This is a genomic window from Brevundimonas sp. ABV4_179, assembly GCF_056311945.1.
The window spans coordinates 2,143,443-2,164,354 of sequence record NZ_CM149976.1 but is presented as its reverse complement, the minus strand read 5'-3'; the positions used below and the strand labels follow the sequence as shown (position 1 = coordinate 2,164,354).

Annotated in this window: 22 protein-coding genes, 1 tRNA gene and 2 pseudogenes; 16 read left to right on the top strand and 9 right to left on the bottom strand. The window is 60.5% G+C overall.

Annotated elements, in window-relative coordinates; translation table 11 throughout:
• Nucleotides 1-24: 24 nt before the first annotated feature.
• Together ACYX4P_RS10390 and ACYX4P_RS10385 are read left to right on the top strand one after the other, a co-directional pair.
• A complete protein-coding gene (locus ACYX4P_RS10390) occupies nt 25-852 on the top strand; it encodes a ferredoxin--NADP reductase (RefSeq protein WP_248116246.1) in 828 nt (275 codons plus the stop codon).
• A gap of 40 nt (nt 853-892) precedes the next feature.
• A complete protein-coding gene (locus ACYX4P_RS10385) occupies nt 893-1,225 on the top strand; it encodes a chorismate mutase (protein WP_248116243.1) in 333 nt (110 codons plus the stop codon).
• A 452-nt stretch (nt 1,226-1,677) separates the two neighbouring features.
• Here ACYX4P_RS10385 and ACYX4P_RS10380 read toward each other — a convergent pair whose 3' ends face one another.
• Nucleotides 1,678-2,031 carry an Hpt domain-containing protein gene (locus ACYX4P_RS10380; RefSeq protein WP_248116242.1) on the bottom strand — a complete coding sequence of 118 codons (354 nt, stop codon included), beginning with the start codon at nt 2,029-2,031 and terminating at the stop codon, nt 1,678-1,680.
• Nucleotides 2,031-3,446, bottom strand: coding sequence for an amino acid permease (locus ACYX4P_RS10375; RefSeq protein WP_248116240.1), 1,416 nt, complete (start codon nt 3,444-3,446; stop codon nt 2,031-2,033). Before ACYX4P_RS10375 ends, ACYX4P_RS10380 begins: the two co-directional genes overlap by 1 nt.
• Before the next feature lie 157 nt (nt 3,447-3,603).
• On the opposite strand from ACYX4P_RS10375, the gene ACYX4P_RS10370 reads away from it, so the two are divergent.
• Nucleotides 3,604-3,679 (top strand) — tRNA-Lys (locus ACYX4P_RS10370).
• 49 nt (nt 3,680-3,728) lie between these two features.
• Here the strand turns inward: ACYX4P_RS10370 and ACYX4P_RS10365 are convergent.
• Nucleotides 3,729-4,796 (bottom strand): tyrosine-type recombinase/integrase, encoded by a 1,068-nt coding sequence (locus tag ACYX4P_RS10365; RefSeq protein WP_088582840.1) that lies wholly within the window; start codon nt 4,794-4,796, stop codon nt 3,729-3,731.
• A 193-nt stretch (nt 4,797-4,989) separates the two neighbouring features.
• Nucleotides 4,990-5,544, bottom strand: a complete 555-nt coding sequence (locus ACYX4P_RS10360) for a hypothetical protein (RefSeq protein WP_088582839.1) — start codon at nt 5,542-5,544, stop codon at nt 4,990-4,992.
• Nucleotides 5,545-5,954: 410 nt separating this feature from the next.
• Between ACYX4P_RS10360 and ACYX4P_RS10355 the strand changes: the two genes are divergently transcribed.
• The 4 genes from ACYX4P_RS10355 to ACYX4P_RS10340 all read left to right on the top strand — a co-directional run bounded on the left by ACYX4P_RS10355 (nt 5,955) and on the right by ACYX4P_RS10340 (nt 7,955).
• Nucleotides 5,955-6,728, top strand: coding sequence for a hypothetical protein (locus tag ACYX4P_RS10355; protein ID WP_146112059.1), 774 nt, complete (start codon nt 5,955-5,957; stop codon nt 6,726-6,728).
• Nucleotides 6,729-6,802: 74 nt separating this feature from the next.
• Nucleotides 6,803-7,378, top strand: coding sequence for a tyrosine-type recombinase/integrase (locus ACYX4P_RS10350; RefSeq protein ID WP_088582837.1), 576 nt, complete (start codon nt 6,803-6,805; stop codon nt 7,376-7,378).
• The gene (locus ACYX4P_RS10345) at nt 7,375-7,593 is read left to right on the top strand and encodes a hypothetical protein (RefSeq protein WP_088582836.1); all 219 of its coding nucleotides are present in this window, start codon (nt 7,375-7,377) and stop codon (nt 7,591-7,593) included. The genes ACYX4P_RS10350 and ACYX4P_RS10345 overlap by 4 nt, the downstream gene beginning before the upstream one ends.
• A gap of 29 nt (nt 7,594-7,622) precedes the next feature.
• On the top strand, nt 7,623-7,955 hold the full coding sequence (locus tag ACYX4P_RS10340; protein WP_088582835.1) for a DUF3768 domain-containing protein: 333 nt from the start codon (nt 7,623-7,625) through the stop codon (nt 7,953-7,955).
• Nucleotides 7,956-8,069: 114 nt separating this feature from the next.
• Here ACYX4P_RS10340 and ACYX4P_RS10335 read toward each other — a convergent pair whose 3' ends face one another.
• The gene (locus ACYX4P_RS10335; RefSeq protein WP_088582834.1) at nt 8,070-8,354 is read right to left on the bottom strand and encodes a helix-turn-helix domain-containing protein; all 285 of its coding nucleotides are present in this window, start codon (nt 8,352-8,354) and stop codon (nt 8,070-8,072) included.
• A 94-nt stretch (nt 8,355-8,448) separates the two neighbouring features.
• Between ACYX4P_RS10335 and ACYX4P_RS10330 the strand changes: the two genes are divergently transcribed.
• The 7 genes from ACYX4P_RS10330 (at nt 8,449) to ACYX4P_RS10300 (ending at nt 15,499) form a co-directional block, all read left to right on the top strand.
• A complete protein-coding gene (locus tag ACYX4P_RS10330) occupies nt 8,449-9,738 on the top strand; it encodes an energy transducer TonB (RefSeq protein ID WP_088582833.1) in 1,290 nt (429 codons plus the stop codon).
• Nucleotides 9,735-10,133, top strand: a complete 399-nt coding sequence (locus tag ACYX4P_RS10325; protein ID WP_165116568.1) for an iron-containing alcohol dehydrogenase family protein — start codon at nt 9,735-9,737, stop codon at nt 10,131-10,133. Before ACYX4P_RS10330 ends, ACYX4P_RS10325 begins: the two co-directional genes overlap by 4 nt.
• A 491-nt stretch (nt 10,134-10,624) precedes the next feature.
• Nucleotides 10,625-11,530: a hypothetical protein gene (locus ACYX4P_RS10320; RefSeq protein ID WP_165116566.1), complete on the top strand. Its 906-nt coding sequence runs from the start codon at nt 10,625-10,627 to the stop codon at nt 11,528-11,530.
• The gene (locus ACYX4P_RS10315) at nt 11,530-11,943 is read left to right on the top strand and encodes a hypothetical protein (RefSeq protein ID WP_165116564.1); all 414 of its coding nucleotides are present in this window, start codon (nt 11,530-11,532) and stop codon (nt 11,941-11,943) included. The genes ACYX4P_RS10320 and ACYX4P_RS10315 overlap by 1 nt, the downstream gene beginning before the upstream one ends.
• Nucleotides 11,944-13,319: 1,376 nt before the next feature.
• Nucleotides 13,320-13,727: a hypothetical protein gene (locus tag ACYX4P_RS10310; RefSeq protein WP_165116562.1), complete on the top strand. Its 408-nt coding sequence runs from the start codon at nt 13,320-13,322 to the stop codon at nt 13,725-13,727.
• A gap of 699 nt (nt 13,728-14,426) precedes the next feature.
• A complete protein-coding gene (locus ACYX4P_RS10305; protein ID WP_039248896.1) occupies nt 14,427-14,657 on the top strand; it encodes a hypothetical protein in 231 nt (76 codons plus the stop codon).
• A 338-nt stretch (nt 14,658-14,995) separates the two neighbouring features.
• Nucleotides 14,996-15,499, top strand: a complete 504-nt coding sequence (locus ACYX4P_RS10300) for a YciE/YciF ferroxidase family protein (RefSeq protein ID WP_088582831.1) — start codon at nt 14,996-14,998, stop codon at nt 15,497-15,499.
• Nucleotides 15,500-15,606: 107 nt separating this feature from the next.
• Here the strand turns inward: ACYX4P_RS10300 and ACYX4P_RS10295 are convergent, their stop codons facing one another.
• A complete protein-coding gene (locus ACYX4P_RS10295; protein ID WP_165116560.1) occupies nt 15,607-16,074 on the bottom strand; it encodes a mechanosensitive ion channel family protein in 468 nt (155 codons plus the stop codon).
• A gap of 151 nt (nt 16,075-16,225) precedes the next feature.
• Nucleotides 16,226-16,471 (bottom strand): annotated as a pseudogene (locus ACYX4P_RS10290) (mechanosensitive ion channel family protein); the annotation flags it as partial.
• Between the two features lie 224 nt (nt 16,472-16,695).
• On the opposite strand from ACYX4P_RS10290, the gene ACYX4P_RS10285 reads away from it, so the two are divergent.
• On the top strand, nt 16,696-17,997 hold the full coding sequence (locus ACYX4P_RS10285) for a mechanosensitive ion channel (RefSeq protein ID WP_088582828.1): 1,302 nt from the start codon (nt 16,696-16,698) through the stop codon (nt 17,995-17,997).
• Nucleotides 17,998-18,939: 942 nt separating this feature from the next.
• Nucleotides 18,940-19,967 (top strand): annotated as a pseudogene (locus tag ACYX4P_RS10280) (IS3 family transposase); the annotation flags it as partial.
• Here ACYX4P_RS10280 and ACYX4P_RS10275 read toward each other — a convergent pair.
• Together ACYX4P_RS10275 and ACYX4P_RS10270 are read right to left on the bottom strand one after the other, a co-directional pair.
• Nucleotides 19,964-20,233 (bottom strand): hypothetical protein, encoded by a 270-nt coding sequence (locus tag ACYX4P_RS10275; protein ID WP_313015494.1) that lies wholly within the window; start codon nt 20,231-20,233, stop codon nt 19,964-19,966. The pseudogene ACYX4P_RS10280 and the gene ACYX4P_RS10275 overlap by 4 nt on opposite strands.
• A 155-nt stretch (nt 20,234-20,388) precedes the next feature.
• Complete coding sequence (locus tag ACYX4P_RS10270; protein WP_039248881.1) at nt 20,389-20,712, bottom strand: helix-turn-helix domain-containing protein; 324 nt, start codon at nt 20,710-20,712, stop codon at nt 20,389-20,391.
• Nucleotides 20,713-20,912 lie beyond the last annotated feature (200 nt).

Below are 20,912 nucleotides of genomic sequence, written 5' to 3'. Positions count from 1 at the left end.
CTCTCAGCTTACAGAGACCGCACGATGACAGACGCCGCCGTATCCCCCGCCCCCGCCAAGGTTCCTGGCAAGGCCAGCCCGTTCAACGAACTTGAGGTTCTGTGGGTCCGCCACTGGACCGACAGCCTGTTCAGCTTCGGCGTCAAACGGCCCGAGGATTTCCGATTCCGATCGGGCGAGTTCGTGATGATCGGCCTGCCGGGCGAGGACGGCGCAAAGCCGGTCCTGCGCGCCTATTCCATCGCCAGCCCCTGCTGGGCCGAGGAGTTGGAGTTCTTCTCCATCAAGGTCGCCGACGGCCCCCTGACCTCGCGCCTGCAAAAGATTCAGCCCGGCGACACCGTCCTGATGGGCAAGAAGCCCACCGGCACCCTGGTTCTGGACGCTCTGACCGGCGGCGAGCGCCTGTTCCTGATCGGCACCGGCACGGGCCTGGCCCCCTGGCTCAGCGTCGCGCGCGACCCCGACACCTATGCCCGCTTCGGTCATGTCTATGTGATCCACACGGTCCGCAGCGTCGCCGACCTGGCCTACCGCGACTTCTTCACCCGCGAAATCTACGACGATCCCCTGATCGGCGACGAGGCCAAGGCCCAGTTGACCTATTACCCCACCGTGACCCGCGAAGCCTTCGCAACGCCGGGCCGGATCACCGACCGCATCAAGTCCGGCGACTTCTTCCGCGACCTGGGCCTGCCGGAGGGGTTCAACCCCGCCCGCGACCGCGCCATGCTGTGCGGCTCCATGGCCATGATCAAGGAAGCCGGCGAACTGCTGGAGACCTATGGGCTGAAGGAAGGCTCCAACGCCGAACCGGCCGACTACGTCCTGGAACGCGCCTTCGTCGGTTGAACGTCTTGGCTTGAGCGGTCTGACCCGCTAACCCACGGCCATGTCAAAGCCCGCCCTTGTCGCCGTCGATCCGCGCGTCGATCCCGCCGAATGCCAGTCGATGGCCGAGGTTCGCCAGGGCGTCGACGCCCTGGACCGCGCCCTGGTCGCCCTCCTGGCCGAACGCCAGCGCTACATGGACGCCGCGGCCCGCATCAAGCCCGACCGCGACGCCGTCTTCGACCAGGCCCGCATCGACGACGTGGTGGCCAAGGTCCTCGTTTCGGCTAAAGCGCATAATCTGTCGCCCGACATCGCCGAACCCGTCTGGCGCCTGCTCATCGACCGCTGCATCGCCCACGAGTTCTCCACCTACGACCGGACGCGCAGCTAAACCCCTCTATCCGCTCATCCCGGCGGGCCCCAGACCTTCGCCAGACCCTTGGACGAACGTCGCGTGGGATCACGGGCCGCTGGTCATCCGGTGCGGTCAGGGATGCCAAGGCGCTGGGTCCCGACTTTCGCCGTGACGAGCGGGAGAAGGACGTGAAATGAGCCTTGGCTGGATCGCGTCCGCGAGGCTCAGCCATCCCAACTGCGAAAACATCCTGTTTCGAAAACAGCTTCTTACGCCCCAGCAGCGTCAATCGACCCAACACCCGGTCCAGGCGCCCTATAATGGCCGTCCGGTCTTTGACATCGCGGCGCGTCTCGTCTGCCGAAATTGCACTCTCTTGCACTTTGCACGCATTTCCGAAGTGCAGTGCAATTCCGGGCAGTCGACGAAGTTGGCCCCACGTGGACACTTGGACTGTTTTTTCCGGGTCCAACTTCCGCCCGGCGGCCTCAGCCCTTCAGGCCGCTCAGCATCAGTTCGTGGCGATAGGCCGCCACATCGGCCAGCGCCGCCTCCAGGGCGTCACGGACCCGCTCGACCGCAGGCGCCGCCAGCCGCTGGTCCGCCCCCTCCGCTTCGGCGCAGGTCGCGGCCAGATCGCGCGCACCGATGCCCGCCGCCGCGCCCCGGATCGTGTGGACCCCGTCGCGCCACCCCTCGACCTTCGGATCCAGCAGCGCCGACCACAGGGCGGCCTGATTGACGAACAGGCCCAGCACCTCCTCGTTGATAGCGCGGTCGCCCCCGGTCATGCCTTCCAGCACCGAGAAGTCGACCGCGCCCGTCAGATCGCGTCGCGCCATCAGGCCGACGGCTCCTCGCCTTTGGCCAGCCGCGAGTTGCGCGACGACCAAAGCAGATAGACGGCCAGGCCGAACAGGTTCCACAGCAGGAAATAGACCTGGGTCGAACCCTTCAGGCTGAAGAAGAAGATGATGCAGCCGATGATGGCGACACCGCCGACCAGGGGCCACAGCGGCGCCTTGAACCGGCGCACGCGGCCCGGTTCACGCACCCGCAGCACGATCAGGCTGACGCCCACGGCCATGAAGGCCATCAGGGTGCCCGCGTTCGCCAGGGACGCCAGTTCGTCCAGACGCATGATACCCGCCAGGAAGGCCACCACGATGGCGGTGAAGATAGTCACGACCGCCGGGACGCCGCGCTTGGAGATCCTGGCCAGGCGGGTGGGCAGCAGGCCGTCGCGCGCCATGCCCAGGAAGATGCGGCTCTGACCGAACAGAAAGGCCAGAAGCACGGTGGGCAGGGCGATCACGGCGGCGGCCGCGATCCACTGGGCGGCGACGCCCTGTCCCAGGCCGCGCATGATGTGGGCCAAGGGCTCGGGGCTGTCGGAGAAGCTGGCGGTGGGCGCCGCGCCGATCGCCGCCGCCGCGACAGCGATATAGAGGATGGTGCAGACCACCATCGAGCCGACGATGCCGATGGCCAGATCGCGCTCGGGCTTCTTGGTCTCTTCCGCCGCCGTGGCGATGGCGTCGAAGCCATAGAAGGCGAAGAAGATGATGGCCGCGGCCGCCATGACTCCCGTCTGGACAAAGGGGGCGCCAAAGCCGTTGGGCATGAAGGGCGTGAAGTTTCCGGCGTCGAAGTGCGGCATGGCGATGGCGATAAAGGCGACCAGGGCGGCGATCTTGACGAAGACCAGCACCGCATTGACGGTCGCGCTCTCGCGCGTGCCCAGCAGCAGAAGCCCGGTCACCACGGCGATGATGAAGATGGCCGGCAGGTTGATCAGCCCGCCCTCGACGTGCGGCCCGACCGACAGCGCCAGCGGCAGATCCAGCCCCAGCCCCGCCAGGAAGGGCACGGCATAGCCGGACCAGCCGACCGCGACCGTGGACACCACCAGCGAATATTCCAGGATCAGGCTCCACCCCACGACCCAGGCGAAGATCTCGCCCAGCGCGGCGTAGGAATAGGTGTAGGCGCTGCCCGAGGCCGGCATGATGGTCGACAGTTCGGCATAGGCCAGGGCCGCGCAGGCGCAGACGAGACCCGCCAGGGCGAAGCTGATCAGCACGGCTGGACCCGCCAGGCCCGCCCCCACGCCGATCAGCGTCAGGATTCCGGTGCCCACAATGGCGCCGACGCCCAGCGCCAGCAGGTGCGGCCAGCTCAAGGTCGGTTTCAGGCCCGGTCCGTCGTGGGGCCTCAGCATGGCGTCGATTGATCGACGCCGGTTCCAGAATGCCATGTGCCTGTTCCCCCCGCCGCCTTGCTGCGGCCGATTCCGTCATCAGCATAAACTGTCGAAGAAAGTTTGCGAAAGCGCTTGCCAACCCCCGAACCGCTGGGTAGTAGGAGCGCCCTTCGGCAAGGCCAATCGCCGCCGAAGACATGACGATCGGTGTGGGTGATTAGCTCAGTCGGTAGAGCAGCTGACTCTTAATCAGCGGGTCGTAGGTTCGAACCCTACATCACCCACCATCGTCCCCCTTGTTTTTGCTAGAGAAAATCCCCCACCATTGGGAAGCGACTATGTGCGCTCAGCCTTAGTTGGGAAAAAAGTTGGAAAGCCAGCTCTCGCTTCGAGCTTCTTGATCGCAGACACAGCGAGCGAATGATCGCGCTTGAGATAGTGGCCATCGAGGATCGCACCGACGTCTCGCAGGCTATGGCCCGTGATCGTAGCGATCTCAGCTTCGTTGCAACCCGCCATAGCTAAACGGGTGACCGCCGTTCCGCGCAGATCGTGGAACGTGACGTCGGCGATGCCAGCTTTGGCGCAGGCCTTTCTCCACGAAGCGCGGAAACCAGATTCGGTCCAAGCCCGTCCCGCTTCAGTGGTCAAAATCGTCTCGCTGTCGCCCGTATGGATGGCGAGCGTCTCGAGGGCCGCCCTCAGAGGGGCGCCGACAGGGATCGCCACTCGCGCTCTTGTTTTGCGCTGCTTGAGCCGAATGACATCGCCATCATAGTCGCTCCAGCTCAGCCGCAGCAAATCCCCCTGCCGTTGCCCGGTCCATAACGCGAGAAGCAACGCTAGTTGGAGATGGCGAGGGGCCTGCGCCAGGAAGGTCGCTTCATCATGGTCGGTCCAGACATTATCCCGTCGCGTCGCACGATAGACGCGCCCTTGTCGCTCCAATGGATTGAAAGGGGCGAGCCCCCGGTCAACGGACCAAGACAGAGCGCGCGCGAAGACGGTGAACCGGTAGTCAGCTGTACGTCGCGAGCTCAACGCTAAGCGGTCGCGCCAGGATAAGAAGTCGCCCCGCACGCGCTTGTCGCTCAGCGCGGCGATAGGGAAGTCGCCGAACTCGCTGGCGATCGCTCGAAGATGCTTTTTGTAATCTGTGCGCGTACGTTCGGCGAGACTGCGGAAGTCTGACGAGGACTCATAGGCGTCCAGTAGGGCGACGAGAGTATCGGACGGCTTGCGCCGACGGTCGTTGAGGGCCGCGTTGTAGTTTTCCATAAACTCGGCAGAGCCCAGCTCGCCCTCGATGCGCGGACCGCCCTTCCAAGCGTAGTAGTAAATGACCTTCGTTCCGTCGGCGCGCGTCTTGCGCACGACGTTGAGCCCTTTCAGCTTAATGCGCACCCCGCTTAGCCTTCCACTGATCATACGCACTTAGGACGGGCTCTACGGTCACCCCGCCCTTTGAGATGCGGATCACGCCGTCAGGCATTATCTCGACGCTGGTCGCGTCGAACCCCGCTTCATTGGCCCCTTTCAAGGCGCGCGCCACATCCGCCTTTGTGAATCTTGTTGAAGCCCTTGGCATTATCGCCCCCTACTCAACGATCGTGATCATGCGGCTGCGCGCGCCGAACAGGGTCGCGAGCTCTTCGAGCCGATCATCAGCAATCAGGGCCTGCTCCGCCCGCAGATAGACGAGCTGGACACAAAGATTGAGATTGATGGTTATGAGACCATCTAGCCAGCGATCCTGCCCGAGGGCTTCCTGGATGCTTTGCAGCTCGCTCGCGATGTCACTCGCTGATCCAACCAACGGAAACTGGTCGTCGGCGACAAGTGTCGTCTCTGCGATGCCGAAGGAGGTCACCACGCCGAGATAGACGGGATCGGTAGACTTGCGGTCGTTCTCGCTCGCGCGCTCGATGGCCACGTCGAAATAGAGATCGACCCACGCACGCGCGTTATTCTTTTTAACGCCACATCGCGCCAATGCGACAGCCGCCTCAAAGGCGATGGCGTCCTCAACCGTGAAATCCTGCCACCCCGAACCAGGAGGCCGCCCACGCATCGGGACATGTTTACGGGCCTTGAGAAGATTAAAGGCCTCCTCGCTCAACCCCACCAACTTCACTAGCTGCGATCTGCGCATGCCTTGCCTCTCCGATTACGAGCGAAAGGTATCATGCTGATATAACAATATCAATCGGATATTTTTTGAAGGCGGCCGGCTCAGTTCGGCGTTTTTTACATGCCTTTTCAATGCGTTATTGACATTGCAGCAAATCGATGGTATCATGGATTGCCAGCCAAACACATCGAGATCAGTCCATGCTCAGCGAAATGCGGGGCTCACGGCCAGCGCGGATCGTGAGCATTCACGTCAAAGGCTCCCCCGCCACACGCCCCCGATCGACCGAGCTTCGCCTCGACTTTATGGTCACAATCATGCGCGCCATTCGGCGCCGGGGGTGGCGCGCTCTCGACACCATTGTCTTCCCCGCTGGCTACCTTCGAACAGCAGACTGGCTCGCTCCGGCTCCAACCACACTCAGACGCGCGATGATCGACGCATCTGTCGGCGACATCTGCGTCCAGGCCGTTCGTAAGCTCAGTGAAGGGTCGCCCGGGTGCGTCATCGTGACAGGGATCGACACCAACCGGTTCCGCCCGTGGGGGTTTCGAGGAGACCAGGCTCTAGCGGCATTCAATCAGGATGGCTGTCTCGCGGTCGTCCGAAAAATCTTCCCGACAGATGGCGATACCAATGAATATGGTCGTGCCCCGTATCTCTTGGACCATGAGGATGCTCTCACCGAAGATCGTTTTCTGCCGCTCCCCAACGGCGACATCGCGATGCTGTGCCTCTGCTACGACAGCTTCGTCTTCTCCGAACTTGCGCTAGGCCCAACGACCAAGCTGCGAGCCATGCGATACAAGACGGCCGTTCCAGATGGATGGGACGACCTGACGCCAACGGAATCGTGGCTCTGGCTTTCAGACCTTTACCACCGAATTCGCACTCATTGGCCCCGCGTGCTCCTCAACCCTATCCACGGGTTCGACGCCCCCGGTCGGGAAGTCCTTTGGCATCGTCACGGGCTCGCATGCGCCAGCAGCTTCCTCGGCGGCGGCTTAGCAATCGGGGCAGCGCATTATCAAAGAACGCTACCAACCGAGGGCTTCGCCATGCTGGCGGCTACACGGGCGCCGCCGGAGCAACTCGGGCTCGCGAACTTTCGAACGGCCTACACGCATGCCCCGACAGATAGCTTCAGCGTTCGGGGCAGCGGCCGTCGCCCGATGAACGCATTTATTCAGCTCCACGAGGGCTGACTTCGACAGCTCTTACCACCCTGCCCCCGCGCCCCAAGCGCGGGGGCATTTTTGCATGCCCAGAAAGGAACTTCATGGCCGGCAGACAAGCAAAGATCCTCACCAGCGGCGAGCTTCGGCGACTGCTCGCACACACTCGGCGCTCCCCGACCCCAGAGCGAGATCGCGTCATCGTGCTACTCTCGGTCCGCGCCGGGTTGAGAGCCTGCGAGATCGCGGGGTTGGACTGGTCCATGGTCACGGACGCTAGAGGTCAAGTGTCGAACATCATCGAGCTTAGAGACGCGATCGCTAAGAAGGGATCCGGCCGTCGCATTCCCATCCATCCAGAACTCAGTCAGGCCCTGGTCAAGCTGGCCCCAAAGGCACTACGCATAGGGCCGGTCGTGCGCTCGCTAAGAGGCGGAGGGATGCGCGCAAACAGTATCGTCAACTGGTTCAGCTGCGCATTTCACGCCATTGGCGCGGACGGCTGTTCGTCGCACTCTGGACGGCGCACGTTCGTAACCGCCGCAGCAAAAGCAGCGCACCGCGCCGGCGCAAGCCTCAGGGATGTCCAACTTTTAGCCGGGCATCAGTCGATCGAGACGACGCAACGCTACATCGATGGCGATAGTCGCGCGCAACATCGATTGGTGCACACGCTGTGACCCGCTCGCTTTCTGAGCTGATCGACCCAGTCACGATCGCCATCCATTCCATCGCGTTAGACCCCCAACTAGAAATTGCGGGTATCGATCTCGATGGTGGCCATTCGGTGCGAGTGACAATTGAAACCACTGCGTTGGCTGATTTTCCGCGTCAGCTTTCCCAATCGAACGGGCTTGTGCTCGTTCTCACGCTGATGGCGCTGGATCGAATCTAGCGTCTTCGCCGCAAAAGGCATTTCCTAAAATGACAGACGAAAAGACTGCGCGCATTCGCGAGCTGAACGATCAACTGCGCGCGTCCGGCCAAGGCGGGCTGATTCTTGTAACGCGAGGGCTGTTGGAATTCGGTTTTCCCTTCGCCGCTCAGGTTCGCGCTGCGATCGCGCGAGAAACCAACTTTCCCGCTGGTAACGACCCTTATAACGAGCACGATTTCGGCGCGATCGATATCGAGGGCAACCGTGTCCTCTGGAAAATCGATTATTACGATCTGGATCGTCGATATGCCTCTGACGATCCGTCAGATCCAAACATCACCCAGCGCGTCATGACCATTATGCTGGCTGATGAGTACTAAGCGCCCCTCAGACCCATCTAGATGTGTTCCTGATCCATCTAAACGGCTTTTAGATCGGTCAACTGGGCCCAATTCTCGTTTTTCCCCAAAAGCTGTTGTGGGGATTATGTGGTCCTATTCGGCGCTTTTTGGTTCACCGACACGCGTCGCGACCATTGGGATCTTGGAAAGCTCACCAAGACCTACAAGCAGCCGGCCCGCGTCAATGTTTAGGGCGTCAGCCAACTTCAGAAACTGAATAACGTTGAGACGGACCCGTTCGGATTCAAATTTTCCGATCCAGGAGTGATCGACGCCCAGCCGCTCGGCCAACTGGCGCTGGCTTAAACCGGCAGCAATTCTGGCCTCCACAAGCCGCCTGACGAGCTCTCGGTGAGGCTCGGAAAAAGCGACGTTCATCGGGGGAAGAACTCAACCATCCCCTTCTCGCTAGACCCCGCCCAGGTTGCTGCTAAAAGAGCAGCAACCTGGGCGACCTTTGATAGGATTTCACATGACCCGGCTTCCGCCGGCGGCCCTATTGGCTGCCATTCCCCTTTCGGCCTGCATCCCGCAATCGCCGGAGCAGGTCTGCGCATCGCCCCAAGTTCACCAGGATGTCATTTCTGTCCTGATCGCCAATCTCGGTGACTATCGTCTTCTTCTTGGAGATGGCGTTGACGCCGCTATCGCCCGGCGCTCTGACATCGCAGAGATCATCGCAGACGAGATCCAGTTCGCAGATATCGCCGTCGAAGGGCGAGATCCGCAGATCAAACGTGTCAGCTGTTCAACCACTGTCTCCCCTGCTTCAGGCGATGGTCAGAGCTATCGGTTGGAGTTCACGCGCCAGAAGGAAGCTGGAGGCCGCGAGTATCTCTATACCACATCGATTTCGGATGGATCTGGTAGCCGGCAGACAACGTCCTCTGTCCCAGACGTTTGGTTCTTCGAGCTGGTCGCCAAAGCGACAAAGCGCCTTAGACGAGCCGGGGAAGCGACGGATGCGGCGCAGCCCGCCGATGATCAAGGCAGGATATCCGATCCCTACTCCAGCGACCAAACGCTCTTCGAGCGCGGAGGTTTGAAGTTGGTCAGCAACAATGAGGAGAACGACGTCTTCTGCATTGGATGCGAAGGGTCGCGAAGCCGTCGCGCACTGCGGTTGGGGCTCGTTTATTTCACGCAGGCCTGGGGTGACTTTGTGTTGTTGACCCAAAATACCGGCAATGCCGCAGGCGGAGGGACGACCTATGCGGTCAACCTCAAGACGATGAAGATTAACGATCTCCAAACAAACTCAGGCGCCGGCCCCACGTTTGAGTTCGAGCGATCTGACGGGGGAGTGATAATCGAGGTTTCCCAAAGCGGTCGAAAGCGAAGGCTTGTCCTGGTCCCGGCTACGGCTAGCCCTCAAAGGCCCGAGACAGACCCCGCCCCATCTGAGAGATCCTCACCTCGCTCTGAAGACGCAATCCCTTCGCTAAATCACGACGTCTCAAGACCGAGCGCGTCGCAGCCCCCAACCTTCACGCCTGCATCCTGGATTTCCCAGCCAAAGCCTACCATGCCTCAACGCGCGATAGATGCAGGCGTAACTGGCGCGGCGCTACTGCAGTGCACAGTTACAACCAACGGTCGTCTGGCCGATTGCGGGGCGCTCTGGGAAAGCCCACCGCGATATGGATTAGGTCCCGCAGCCGTCGCAGGAGCGTTATCATCCGGGAGACTGCGACCTGCCATGTCGGGCAATGATCCCGTGCCTTCAACCATCCGTTTCCATGTGACGTTTGCGGCTCAATGACCATGATCATTACAACACTGGCTTCGGCCCTGATTGCGGCTTCCTTTGCCCCGACCGAAATGGCTTCCCAGGCAGTCGCTGGATCTAAGAGTCGTCCAAGCTCGATCTCTGAGCATCTTCTTTCAGAGTATCGTTCGGTCTGTAACGGCACCAATCCGCGAGGCGGACTTAATCGTATCAATGACCAAGATGAAGACCGCGACGTCCGAAAACGGTTCGGCTGGACACTAGTGCGAATGGCTGTGTCTTTGGAACGCGGGCCTGAGCACGTTATTCTGACAAAAGAGGATCGAGAGTGCTTTGTCACGCTGATCGAGCGTTTACATCAGGAGGATATGCTCGACGGTTTAGCGGAGCAACTTGACCAAGACCGGCTTGACAACGAGCAACACTAATCCCCCCCCATGCCTGATATCATTCCATTCATTCAGGACTGTGATCCAACAGCTTCCCCTCCCTTTGATTGTTCGCGATCAACATGCGTTTGGGACGTACGACGAGGAAAACAGCCTGGAGATGACCTCAGGGTAGAATAGGGAAATCGCCTCAGGGCGAGCAAGGGTCAGGCGGTCGAGATTACGTCGGCTTACTCGATACATTTGCCCCGCGCCAAGATGCCTCACCAGTCTGTATGGGCCGAGGTAGGGTGAGCGGCGGATGGATTAGGTTTGGCGACCACGCAACACGCTTCTCAGGATGCGAAGCGCATCGCGAAAACTCCGACAGGTTGATGTGAGTGGCAACGGTGGTCACCCAATCGAATCTCAGCGTCGCTTTAGGGCGAACTGCCGGACCGACAGCGCGCAGTAACCCAAGCACAGTGTGATCTGGACAACGCCGGCTTGTCGCGCGATAATGTTGCTTTAAGCAACATTCCAGGTGATGAATGCCCCCTAAAAGCACGCTTCGGAAGCGACAGCGAAACCAAGCGGTTCGTATCGGCGCAGCCAGACGAGAGAAGATAGAGAAGGCTTGTACACGTCCCGACATTACGCCAGACGACGCCAAGCGGCTACTCGCCGACGCGGACCCTGCTGATTTTCAACAGTGGTTGGAACAGGTAGCCGAGCTTACTACCAGCCGCCTCGCCCTCCAGGAACGCCGCAAGAAGAGCCTTCAGCTCGCCCTCGCCTATCAAGCCCTCCTCCGCCTCGATAGCTTCACAACCGAAGAGCGCGTGACGGTCGTAGAAAGTTTGATGCGGCAACTCGAAGCGCTCGATCGAGCAGGGCCTCCGGATAGGCGGGGCGGTAAAGTCAAAAACGCCGACCCGACGACGGTGATCCTAAAAAGCCTTGCCCTTTATCGAGTCGACGATCCCAGCCATCGAGCGACGCTGAGCAAAGACAAAGCTTTGCTAATTTTCGCCAAGCGTCAGTCAATACCATCTGCTGAGTTCGAGTCGGCCATCCCTCGACTGCGGAAGGAAATGTCCGCCGCAAAAAGCACGAGGGCTAAGCACGAAACGTCAGCGCCCGCAGCATCGACCCTCAACAGCGCGGCTTCACACTCTGCGCCGTTCATCAACGGAGCCGCCGCGAAGGCAATATCCAATTCGGCGACTACCGCTGGAGGGCGCACCACGAGAGTTCGCGGACTCAAAAAGCTGAAGCATCCAGGGGTCTACCTCGCCATCATCGAGGTCGATCCCGACGGAGACGTAGGAATCCGGACACCGTCACGCGCTTTCGGCGAAACCAACCGAATGAAGATGATGAAAAAATCAGACGTAAAAGAGGTGATGAGTGATGCAACCACGGTTCTCACTGACTTCGTGAATAGGAGATCATAATGCGTCGACAATACGAGGCCTGGCTGACGGAATTCGACCCTGATCTGTTCATGACACTCGGCGCGAATAGACCCGTCTCAAAAGAAATGATGGATCGGACCGCACGTGAATTTTTTAATCGCGTGCATAGAAAGGGCCTCGGGCCACGCTGGTCAAAAAGGCCAGATTGCGACCGAGGACACGCCATCGGATTTCTCGAACATCCGCTGACGAATACCCACTTGCACTTAGCTGTCAGGGCCCCGGACCCGATCCAGGACATCATCGTCAACGGCGGCGAGATTTGGAAAGGAATTTTATCGGGCGGCCACTTCTACGCCGGTCGAGCCGAAAATCCGGAAGCCATCGCGCGCTACGTAACCAAGGATTTCTGGAAGCTTGGTCCGGATGCAGCAGTCTTTCTCTACGCGTAAAATCGCGAAAATAAGCAAACTGTAATTTGATGGTGAGCGAACTATGACGACCCGGGGCGAAGCGAGGCTCCCCCGGCGAGTAAGGACCTCTCCCCGACAGGGTGGCGCATCGCCAGAAATTTGTCTGATTGAGGATCAAGGGCTTCAAAAGCTTCTTGAGCGAGTTAAGACTTTCATCTCCACGGTGCACATTTCGAGAGCTTGTGCTCCAGCACCAACATCTAGAACTTAGCCAGTCGCACAAGAAGAAGTGTTACCCCGGAGGGGGCATACGTCTAACAATATGGCTGATTAGGCCCCCAGCAAAATGGGCTGAGCGATCGAACTGAGTCGTCGACCATCGGGAACTGGGTTGCCGCTCGTAACCACCAGGCCAACCAGACCAGATTTAGATCCATGGAATGGGACGCGTAGGTCCGAGGGAAGAACTGACGCGACTCAGTCGGATCGGCCATATCATAGGGCTGATTGCAAGGTACGACGGTCGAAACCGGTGTCGCTTTAGGTCGCGTGATGACAGGCCAGCACGATCGAAATCGGCAGAGAAATAGGCATTGCACGTCGCCATGAAGCGGCTTGACGTGTCTCTGTTTGTCTAGCCCCTGACAATCTTTGCACGACGCGACGCAGCAGGTTCGAAGAGGTCATAAACGTCGCGCCCTTAGCCGGAAACGGCCAAACCTGTTTCCAGAACCGGGGACGGTGGATTGAGCACATTGTGGGTATGTCTGAATCTTCGAGGCGGGCTTTATCTATATCCCCAGGAACGTTGAGATCGATGGCCAGGGAATTTTCAGCATCGATGAACACACGCTGATGTGAATGCAAGCGGCTGATAAAAATGCAGCCCGCACAGCCTTGAAGAAGGCATACTCGCTGCCTGCTCATCTGACTTGAATCCACACCTCATCAAGCGGACTCTTGTTCGAACATCGATCAAACCAAAACGGCATGCAATCGACTGGACCATCTAATGCACTTGATCGCGAAAAGCTTCATTGATGATGCGGCGTGAGACTTTCATTGACCGCGACGAAAAAGGCCAAGCATCAAATTGGAAGCTGAAAGCCTTCCAAATTGCCGGGCCCCTGCAACAATAGTCCCACTTTCGTTTTCAGACCGCGTGGTCATAGCGTGTACTCGACGTAATTTCGGACGTCTAACGCTAAGCTGCATCCAAGACATCCAATTCAAGCCCGCCCCTCAGGACCGAGACCCGTCAACTTACACACCACTACGTCTAAATCACCAAAGCACTTTTGAACTGTAAATATTATATAATCGGCTTTGTTATTGATCGATAGAGTTGATTAAAACGCGCCTCATGGGCGCTAATTTTACAATTGCTTCAAACGACCTTCAAAGGAAACCAACGCATGACAAAATCAACGCGAGAGAGTGCAAGCCGCGGTGCTGAAAAGTTAACGCCGGGACTAAAGTTCCGACCCCCTACCCCTCTTTTCGAGGCTCGGACCTATTGCGGCTCGGAGCACCACTTGAGAGGTTTTGAGATAAACAAACGTGGATCCGCAAATGACAAAGAAATAGATAAAACCCAGAGGAAGCAAATTTACAAATTGATAGACCAGCTTCATGATGAAGGGATATCGGCAAGCAGCATCGTCATCGCGTTGCTAGATTGCGCGGTTGATCTTACCGCTGCGTATCTTCCAAACGAAGGCAAGGCGTATACGCCGTTTGTGGAGGCTACCGCCCACCTTTTCAATCATTACGCTGCAGTCGGGGTGTCTGACATTGACACACCATGGGATTTGTACGGATGAAATCCTATGCCTGAAGGCAACAGAATGCTTTTGTGAACGTGGTATAGACGGGGCTTAAACTGGTAAGCCCCGTCTTTAGCATTTGACACCAATCCCACTCTATTCGGTCCATCAAAGGCGCCTACGACCCTATATTGCTATACGATACGAAAGTGCGACTCATATCGGACATCGGGCTGGTGTGACTTCGACCACACCTGGAATGTTCACAGCGCCTGCCCCGGCGCGTAAAACGGGCCGATGCGGTTGGATTTTTCCCCGCATCAGTGGGTTTGTCTGGATCTACACTTAGACAGGCCTGCGCCGGCTTTGCGCCAGGAACGACCGTTTTTATTCACCCAGAAAGGCGAGCTTCGAGTGCTCGACCAAGCAACGAAAATCGGATCTGTGCGTCCCGCGCGGCGGCGATGCTGGGTCAGCGGCGGCGATGCTGGGTCATTTGTAGACTATCGCCAGACCGTAGATTCGGAGATCCGCGCCCCTTGCCATCTCAACAACTCGCGTTACGTTAAAGGCATCCGGGAGGGAATAACCGGGCAGGCCCGTTCCGAACCTTCAGTGACTCAGGGGCGGGCCGAACTTGGTTTTTGACCGCTGCGGCGAGTCTGTTTCGACAAAATTACAGGCCCTCCCCCCCCCCCCCTACCAACGCCGGCTGACATGACCATGCGTTAAGGCTAAGCTGGCGCGTCGCGGCTCATGCCCGAACTGCGTCAGGCGGCCTGGCTGGGCGAGGACATCATCGGCCAGGCCGCATTACCGCCCTTGAGGGCTGCGATGGATGGAGTGGCACTGGATCGGAACGCAATGCGGGTCCACCAGATGTTCGCTGCCAGCCTCGCCGATGGGCAGCAGTCGCTGGCGGGTTGTTCTTTCCCGGGACGACATATCCGGGCGGATCGCAAACACAGCTCCCGTCAGCAGTCATGAAAAGGAGCGTGGCGCTTTCGAATTCCTTGGCGGCTTGCTGGGCAAGCCCGCTTCGCCTGCGACGGCGCCCGGGAGAGGGTGAATGGTTGGCCGCAGGCGGCGGTTTCCGTGTCGGCCGAGGGACGCGGTCAGGTGGGGCGGTCGGCCGGCCTCGTCGTTCACTGGAAGCGGACTCGTCGGAAGTTGCGCAGAACCGTGTCGGACGCGGCCCGCTGGTGCTCGCGGCGGTCGAGACCTGCGCCTGCGTCCGCCTACCCGCCTGCCCTGCGAACAGGAACCAATAGAGCCGCCTGCCCTTTTTGCTGGGCGCGCTAGGCGCATCATCAGGAGTTTGCACCATGGCCGAGAAAACCCTCGACACCCTGTTCCACGACACGCTTAAGGACATTTATTATGCCGAAAGGAAGATCCTGAAGTCTCTGCCGAAGATGGCCCGGGCCGCGCAGTCCCCCAAGCTAAAGGCCGCCTTCGAAAAGCACAGGGATCAAACCGAAGGCCAGATCGAACGCCTGCAGCAGGTGTTCGAGATCATCGGCAAGGCTCCCCGCGGCAAGACCTGCGACGCAATCGAAGGCATCCTTGCCGAGGGGGACGAGATCATGGAGGAGTACAAGGACACAGCTGCGCTCGACGCAGGCCTGCTGGCCGCGGCCCAGGCCGTGGAACACTATGAAATCACGCGCTACGGCACGCTTAAGCGCTGGGCGCTGGTGCTGGGTCTTGAGGACGCCGCTGCCCTGCTAGACGAGACGCTCGAGGAGGAGTCCCAGACCGACGAAGACCTCACCACGATCGCTGATGCTGCAGTCAACGCCGAAGCGATGCAACGCAAAGGCGCGTAGAGCCTCGAACCCCAACGGCCCCGTCGCCCAGCGACGGGGCGTCAACCGGCCGCCGCAACTGACGCTTTAACAATGGCTGGCAGGGGCGGCGGATCCGATGCAGTGACTCAAGCCCCGGGCGCCGGTTCCAGTGGCGTCCGCTCTTCGTCGGGAGAGACCTTCGCGAGGCCTGGCCTGTTTATCGTAACCTGATGAGGATAGGGGAAGCTCAACCCATGCGCCTCCAGGGTCTCCTTGATCGCCTTGGTCAGGTCGAACCGCGCATCGACATAGTCATCGGAGCTTGCCCAGCAGCGCAGGGTCACATTGACGGCGTTGTCCCCCAAACTGGTGACCTTGGCCCAGGGCGGCGGATCGTTCAGGACGCTTTGATTTGCCTGGGCGCACTCGATCAGGAGCCGCAAGGCCGTGTTCAGATCGTCGTCGTCATCGACGCCGAAGACGAGTTCGATGCGTCGATGGCCGGACTGGCTCATGTTGACGATCATCTCGCCGAACACCTTGCCGTTGGGCAGGTAGAGGGTCAGTCCGTCGAAATCGACGACCGTCGTGTTGAAAAGGTCGAGATCGACCACCTTCCTGTCGCCCGTTGAGCTCGACCTTGTCGCCGACCCGATAGGGTCTCAACAGGACAATCATCTCCCCGGGGGCGACGTTGCCCAGTGTGCCCTGGAGCGCCAGCCCGATCGCTAGGGACGCCGCCCCCAGGACGGCGAGCACCGACGTGGCCTGGACGCCGATCTGCTGCAGGACCGCAATTAACCCGATCGCGATGACGAGATAACGGACCAGGGCGGACACGAAGTCAGCCAGGGTCTCGTCAGCGGTGTGGTGGTGGGGCAGTCGGTCGACAGCTCTGTGCACTAGACGGGCCAGACGCTTTGATGCCCATAGCGTCACCGCCAGGATGAGGAGAGCGACGAGGAGGCGAACGGAATAGACGCCGACGACGCCGGCCAGTTCACGCGCCATGGGCGCGTCACCGGAAAAGGCGCTTTGCACGGTCCCCACGAGCCCCGGGTCGCCGGCAGCGACTGTCGTCATGCAAGGCTCCCTAGGTTGCCCACCGGTCAAGCCTGACGAAGGTTCTCGACGGCGGATCAGGGCTGTGTCCCGGACGCGACGGAACTTGCGGCGAGCTCACAGGTTTTACCGAATGGAACACCCCGCGAAGGCGCCGGGTTTGAGAGGGCTCTATGCAAACGACAGACTACGATTTCATCAGCTGGAACGCGCTCGTTTATGAGTGGGCGCCCAAGGCGATCGGCGCCGTCCTGATCCTCTTCGTGGCCTGGTTCATCGGCAAGGCGGTCAAGTGGGCCCTAGCCAAGGTAATCAACCGCATTCCCGGCGCCGCGAAGGCTACGGCGAGCGACAATCCCAAACACTCCATCGGCGCCAGCCTCGGCGATGTGGCCTTCTGGCTGATCCTGCTCTTCGGCGTCGTCGCCGCCCTCGGCGTCCTCAATCTGGGCCAGGTCGTCACCCCTCTCAACTCGCTGCTGAATCAAGTCGCCTCGTTCGTTCCGAGCGTTCTCGGCGCGGTGCTCATCTTCTTCATCGGCTTCGTGGTCGCAACCTTGGCCAAGCGCGTCGTTGAGGCGGCGCTGCAAGCCGCCAATGCCGACCGCTGGCTTGAGAAGTCTGGATTGACTAAGGCGACCGGATCGACGGGCGTAAGCTCGGCGATCGGCACCCTCGTTTTCGTCCTAATCCTCATCCCGATCACCATTGCCGCCCTCGAGCAGTTGGGCATCGAATCCCTGACCATCCCGGCGGTCGCCGTTCTCTCGACCGTCCTCGCAGCCATTCCTCACGTGCTCGCCGCCGCGATCGTTCTGGCCGTCGGCTGGTTCATCGGCCGCTGGGTCGCTCAGCTGATCGAGCGCGTCCTCCCTGCGACCGGGTTCGACCGCAGCATCTCGAGTCTGACCTCGCTGACAGCTTCGACTTCAACACCCGCGGCGCCGAATCCGGCCACGGCTCCCTATGCCGGTGACGTCACTCCTGCGACTGCGCGGGCTCTTGGCGGCGAGGTGTCGAATCCGATGACCCCATCCGGCATCGTCGGCAAGATCGCCATGGTCGCCATTGTCGCCTTCACGGCGGTGGAGGCGGCCAAGCTGCTGCAGTTCGGCACAATCGCCGTCACCCTCCAGGAAATCTTGGCGCTTGCCGGCCATGTCATCGTCGGCGGGATCATCATCACCGCCGGCGTGCTGATCGGGGGCGTTCTGGCAAACCTGATTAACAAGGGCACGGGCGGCGCGGACGGGTTCGCCTCCACCTTGGTGCGCTGGGCGACGATCGCTCTGGCTACCGCCATGGGCCTGCGGTTCATGGGGATCGCAGACGACATCGTGCTTCTGGCGTTTGGCCTGATCCTGGGGGCCGCCGCTATCGCCGCGGCTCTTGCCTTCGGGCTTGGTGGACGGGAAGCTGCGGGCAAGGTGGCCCAGATGTGGGCGGACAAGGTCACCAAGACGCCACTCCAATAACATTCCGTGTTATCGCCTACAGCGGGGCGGGCGCCAGCCGGCGTCCCGCCCCCCCGCCCCACCCTCGGCGTCTTTTGGGAGGAAAGTCGTCCCTGGTGTCCAGCCTGACGTGTAGAGACCTTGAGCGCGCAGCGCTTGATCTTCTTCTTCAACATCTCAGCCTGAGCAGCGCAGGCTCTCCTGGAGGCGACCGGGATTGTGTTCTCGTTTTTGCCCGGTCTTTGAATGGCAGCCAGCTGGATGCCTCGATCCGCTATTTCGGCCAGGCAGGCTCACCGGCAACATCGCTTGCGACCGAAATTCTGACCGAAGTTCTAATTGAGCGGCTGGCCCTCGACGGAATCGAGGCTGCAACAGGCGCGCCGAGAGCCGAACTAACAGACAACCGCGCCGGGTCGCCGGGCAGGTCGCGGGCTAGCTCCGCGGGAGCGACGCGATCAGATTTGTGATCATATCAAGATGGTAAGGCTTGGCGATGAATTGGCCATCGTCGGGGATGTCGGCGGGGGCCGTCGCCGAGCCGACACAGGAACGAGTAGAGGCACGCGCCGTTGGCCTGCCATCCCTATGTACGAACTTCGCTATCGCTACGGCGCCTCCTCCGAACCGGCGATCGAGCACGCCGACCTGAACGACGACGGACAGGCGGCGGTACGCGCCGTGCGAGAGTTGTTGGGAATGCCGAGCCGTCACGCAGTTGAGGTCCGGCGCGAGGGGGTCCTTATATTCTGCCGGACTCGAACCCGCCTCGTCCAGGAGACGACCGATTCCGTCTCAAGTGCAAAGTCACGCAATCGGCGGGAACCGACGCAATAGTCCAGGGGCCAGTGAGTTGAGCTAAACCTTGCCGAGCCGCTTTATCGCGGCGACAACAGGCCGCTCTCCTTCGCAATAGTCGTCCCAGGCGGAGAGTTTCTTAACCAGGCCCGGGACCGTGCGAACGGGGTGCAAGCGACGGGGACGTCGCGGCGCCCCACAACGCAGGCGTCGTCCCCGTCGCCGTCGGATCTGGCGGCTGAGGTGGCCCGGTTGCGGCGGGAGAACGGTCAGCTTCGGATGGAGCGGGACATCCTAAAAAAAGCCGCGCTCATCTTCGGAGCGACCTCCCGATGAAGTTCGGGTTCGTCGATGGGCATCGTCAGGTCTGGCCGGTCCGCGTGATGTGCGCGGTCCTCGGCTTGTCGTCCAGCGGATACTACGCCTGGCGCGGTCGCCCTGAGAGCCCAAGATCTGTCGCCAATCGCGAGCTGACCGAGAACATTCGCCTGATCCATGCCGAAAGCAGCGGCTGTTACGGCTCACCGCGTGTCCACGCCACCCTGCGGCGGCATGGGCGTCGGGTCGGTCGATCCCGCGTGGAGCGGCTGATGCGCCGCGCCGGCCTGCGGGGACTGGCGGCCCTGCCGCGTCGCGCCCGGACGACGAACAGCCGTCACGGCTATCCCATCGCGCCCAACAGGCTGGCCCGGAACTTCGAGGCGGCGGCTCCCAACCAGGTCTGGCTCGCCGACCTGACCTACATCCCGACCGGCGAAGGCTGGCTCTACCTCGCCGCCATCCTCGACATGCACACCCGCAAGATTGTCGGCTGGTCGATGCGCCAAACCCTGCACACCGAGATCGCCCTCGACGCACTCAACATGGCTGTCGAACGCCAGCGCCCCGCGACTGGGCTGATCCATCATTCGGATCGCGGGATCCAATATGCAGCAGAATCTTACCGCTTGGCTCTCGCCCGATCCGGCATCACCCCGTCGATGAGTCGCAAGGGCGACTGCTGGGACAATGCCCCGATGGAGAGCTTCTTCCACACCCTCAAAGCAGAGCGTGTCCATCACCGCGTCTACGCAACCCGAGACTAGGCCCGGCGAGATCTGTTCGGATACATCGAGGGCTTCTACAATCCCCGTCGCCTGCACTCGTCACTGGGCTATATCAGCCCCGCCGAGGCCGAATGCAGAGCGGCTTAACCCCGTCCACTTTGCGGGGGAAGATCAAACATCTGAAGGCGCGCCTTGAGATGCGTCTGGCTGACTTCGCCACCTTGCGGATCATCAAGCACCAAGGCCGCGGCGACCAGCTTCCAAGGCACAGCCACCGTATTTAAGGCTTTGAAGTTCAAAGCTCCGAAATCATGCTGAGCAAAGACTTCTGCGTCGGTTTGAGGCCCCTCGTCGCGCGAGGCGCACCCGGTCAAAACCGTAAGCCACAGAGCGAGGGTGAGGTGGGCTCTCATGGACTTTCACCCTGGCTGAGGAGCAGGCCGACCGCCATCCCAAAAACTGCTCGCCGTATGTCGACGAATGCCAGTCCCCTCTCAATCGGGCTCCTGCGCTTCTTCGTATTTGGTCTAGCCTGGTGGCGGATGGGAGGTGCAACCGCTGCTCCCTCCTACTCGAAAGACTCAATCATCGAGGTCACCGCATCTCGCTGATGCGCATTCAGTTTCGACCACGCCCTGATCAATCGGGCAGTTCCAGGAAGATCCTCACGCTCTTCCCCAACCAGCTCAGCGACATCACAACGCAACGCTTTCGCTGCGAGTACGAGCTTCGATGCAGCGACGCGGTTTTTACCAATCTCGTATTTCTGAACTTGCTGGAACGTCACCCCCATCGCTTCGCCCAAACGGCGCTGCGTCATTCCAACAGCTTCACGGCGATCGGTAATCGCTTTGCCAATGGCGACGTCCAGTCGCTTTTCATAGTCGCTCATGACCACGAATAGTCTCCGAATTCGGAGCCTCCGCAAGAGCCGATCTCCGTACGGCAATGGCGCTTTGCACCGGCGGCACGACCTGTGATCGAAAGCCGCGTCGCCGCTCTCAGTGCCTTTTTCTACATGTGCACTGAGAGAGCCTGACGTGTCGCTGCCGAGCTTTCTTCAGGAGATCGACCGTTCCCCCAAAGCATCGG

Excerpts from the sequence above, each read along its gene's own strand:
- ACYX4P_RS10375 (WP_248116240.1), bottom strand. The coding sequence starts at position 3,446 with ATGGCATTCTGGAACCGGCGTCGATCAATCGACGCCATGCTGAGGCCC.
- ACYX4P_RS10275 (WP_313015494.1), bottom strand. The coding sequence starts at position 20,233 with ATGAGAGCCCACCTCACCCTCGCTCTGTGGCTTACGGTTTTGACCGGG.
- ACYX4P_RS10390 (WP_248116246.1), top strand. The coding sequence starts at position 25 with ATGACAGACGCCGCCGTATCCCCCGCCCCCGCCAAGGTTCCTGGCAAG.
- ACYX4P_RS10360 (WP_088582839.1), bottom strand. The coding sequence starts at position 5,544 with ATGCGCAGATCGCAGCTAGTGAAGTTGGTGGGGTTGAGCGAGGAGGCC.
- ACYX4P_RS10305 (WP_039248896.1), top strand. The coding sequence starts at position 14,427 with ATGCCCGAACTGCGTCAGGCGGCCTGGCTGGGCGAGGACATCATCGGC.
- ACYX4P_RS10355 (WP_146112059.1), top strand. The coding sequence starts at position 5,955 with ATGATCGACGCATCTGTCGGCGACATCTGCGTCCAGGCCGTTCGTAAG.
- ACYX4P_RS10325 (WP_165116568.1), top strand. The coding sequence starts at position 9,735 with ATGACCATGATCATTACAACACTGGCTTCGGCCCTGATTGCGGCTTCC.
- ACYX4P_RS10335 (WP_088582834.1), bottom strand. The coding sequence starts at position 8,354 with ATGAACGTCGCTTTTTCCGAGCCTCACCGAGAGCTCGTCAGGCGGCTT.
- ACYX4P_RS10340 (WP_088582835.1), top strand. The coding sequence starts at position 7,623 with ATGACAGACGAAAAGACTGCGCGCATTCGCGAGCTGAACGATCAACTG.
- ACYX4P_RS10310 (WP_165116562.1), top strand. The coding sequence starts at position 13,320 with ATGACAAAATCAACGCGAGAGAGTGCAAGCCGCGGTGCTGAAAAGTTA.
- ACYX4P_RS10385 (WP_248116243.1), top strand. The coding sequence starts at position 893 with ATGTCAAAGCCCGCCCTTGTCGCCGTCGATCCGCGCGTCGATCCCGCC.
- ACYX4P_RS10270 (WP_039248881.1), bottom strand. The coding sequence starts at position 20,712 with ATGAGCGACTATGAAAAGCGACTGGACGTCGCCATTGGCAAAGCGATT.
- ACYX4P_RS10300 (WP_088582831.1), top strand. The coding sequence starts at position 14,996 with ATGGCCGAGAAAACCCTCGACACCCTGTTCCACGACACGCTTAAGGAC.
- ACYX4P_RS10285 (WP_088582828.1), top strand. The coding sequence starts at position 16,696 with ATGCAAACGACAGACTACGATTTCATCAGCTGGAACGCGCTCGTTTAT.
- ACYX4P_RS10380 (WP_248116242.1), bottom strand. The coding sequence starts at position 2,031 with ATGGCGCGACGCGATCTGACGGGCGCGGTCGACTTCTCGGTGCTGGAA.
- ACYX4P_RS10330 (WP_088582833.1), top strand. The coding sequence starts at position 8,449 with ATGACCCGGCTTCCGCCGGCGGCCCTATTGGCTGCCATTCCCCTTTCG.
- ACYX4P_RS10320 (WP_165116566.1), top strand. The coding sequence starts at position 10,625 with ATGCCCCCTAAAAGCACGCTTCGGAAGCGACAGCGAAACCAAGCGGTT.
- ACYX4P_RS10350 (WP_088582837.1), top strand. The coding sequence starts at position 6,803 with ATGGCCGGCAGACAAGCAAAGATCCTCACCAGCGGCGAGCTTCGGCGA.
- ACYX4P_RS10315 (WP_165116564.1), top strand. The coding sequence starts at position 11,530 with ATGCGTCGACAATACGAGGCCTGGCTGACGGAATTCGACCCTGATCTG.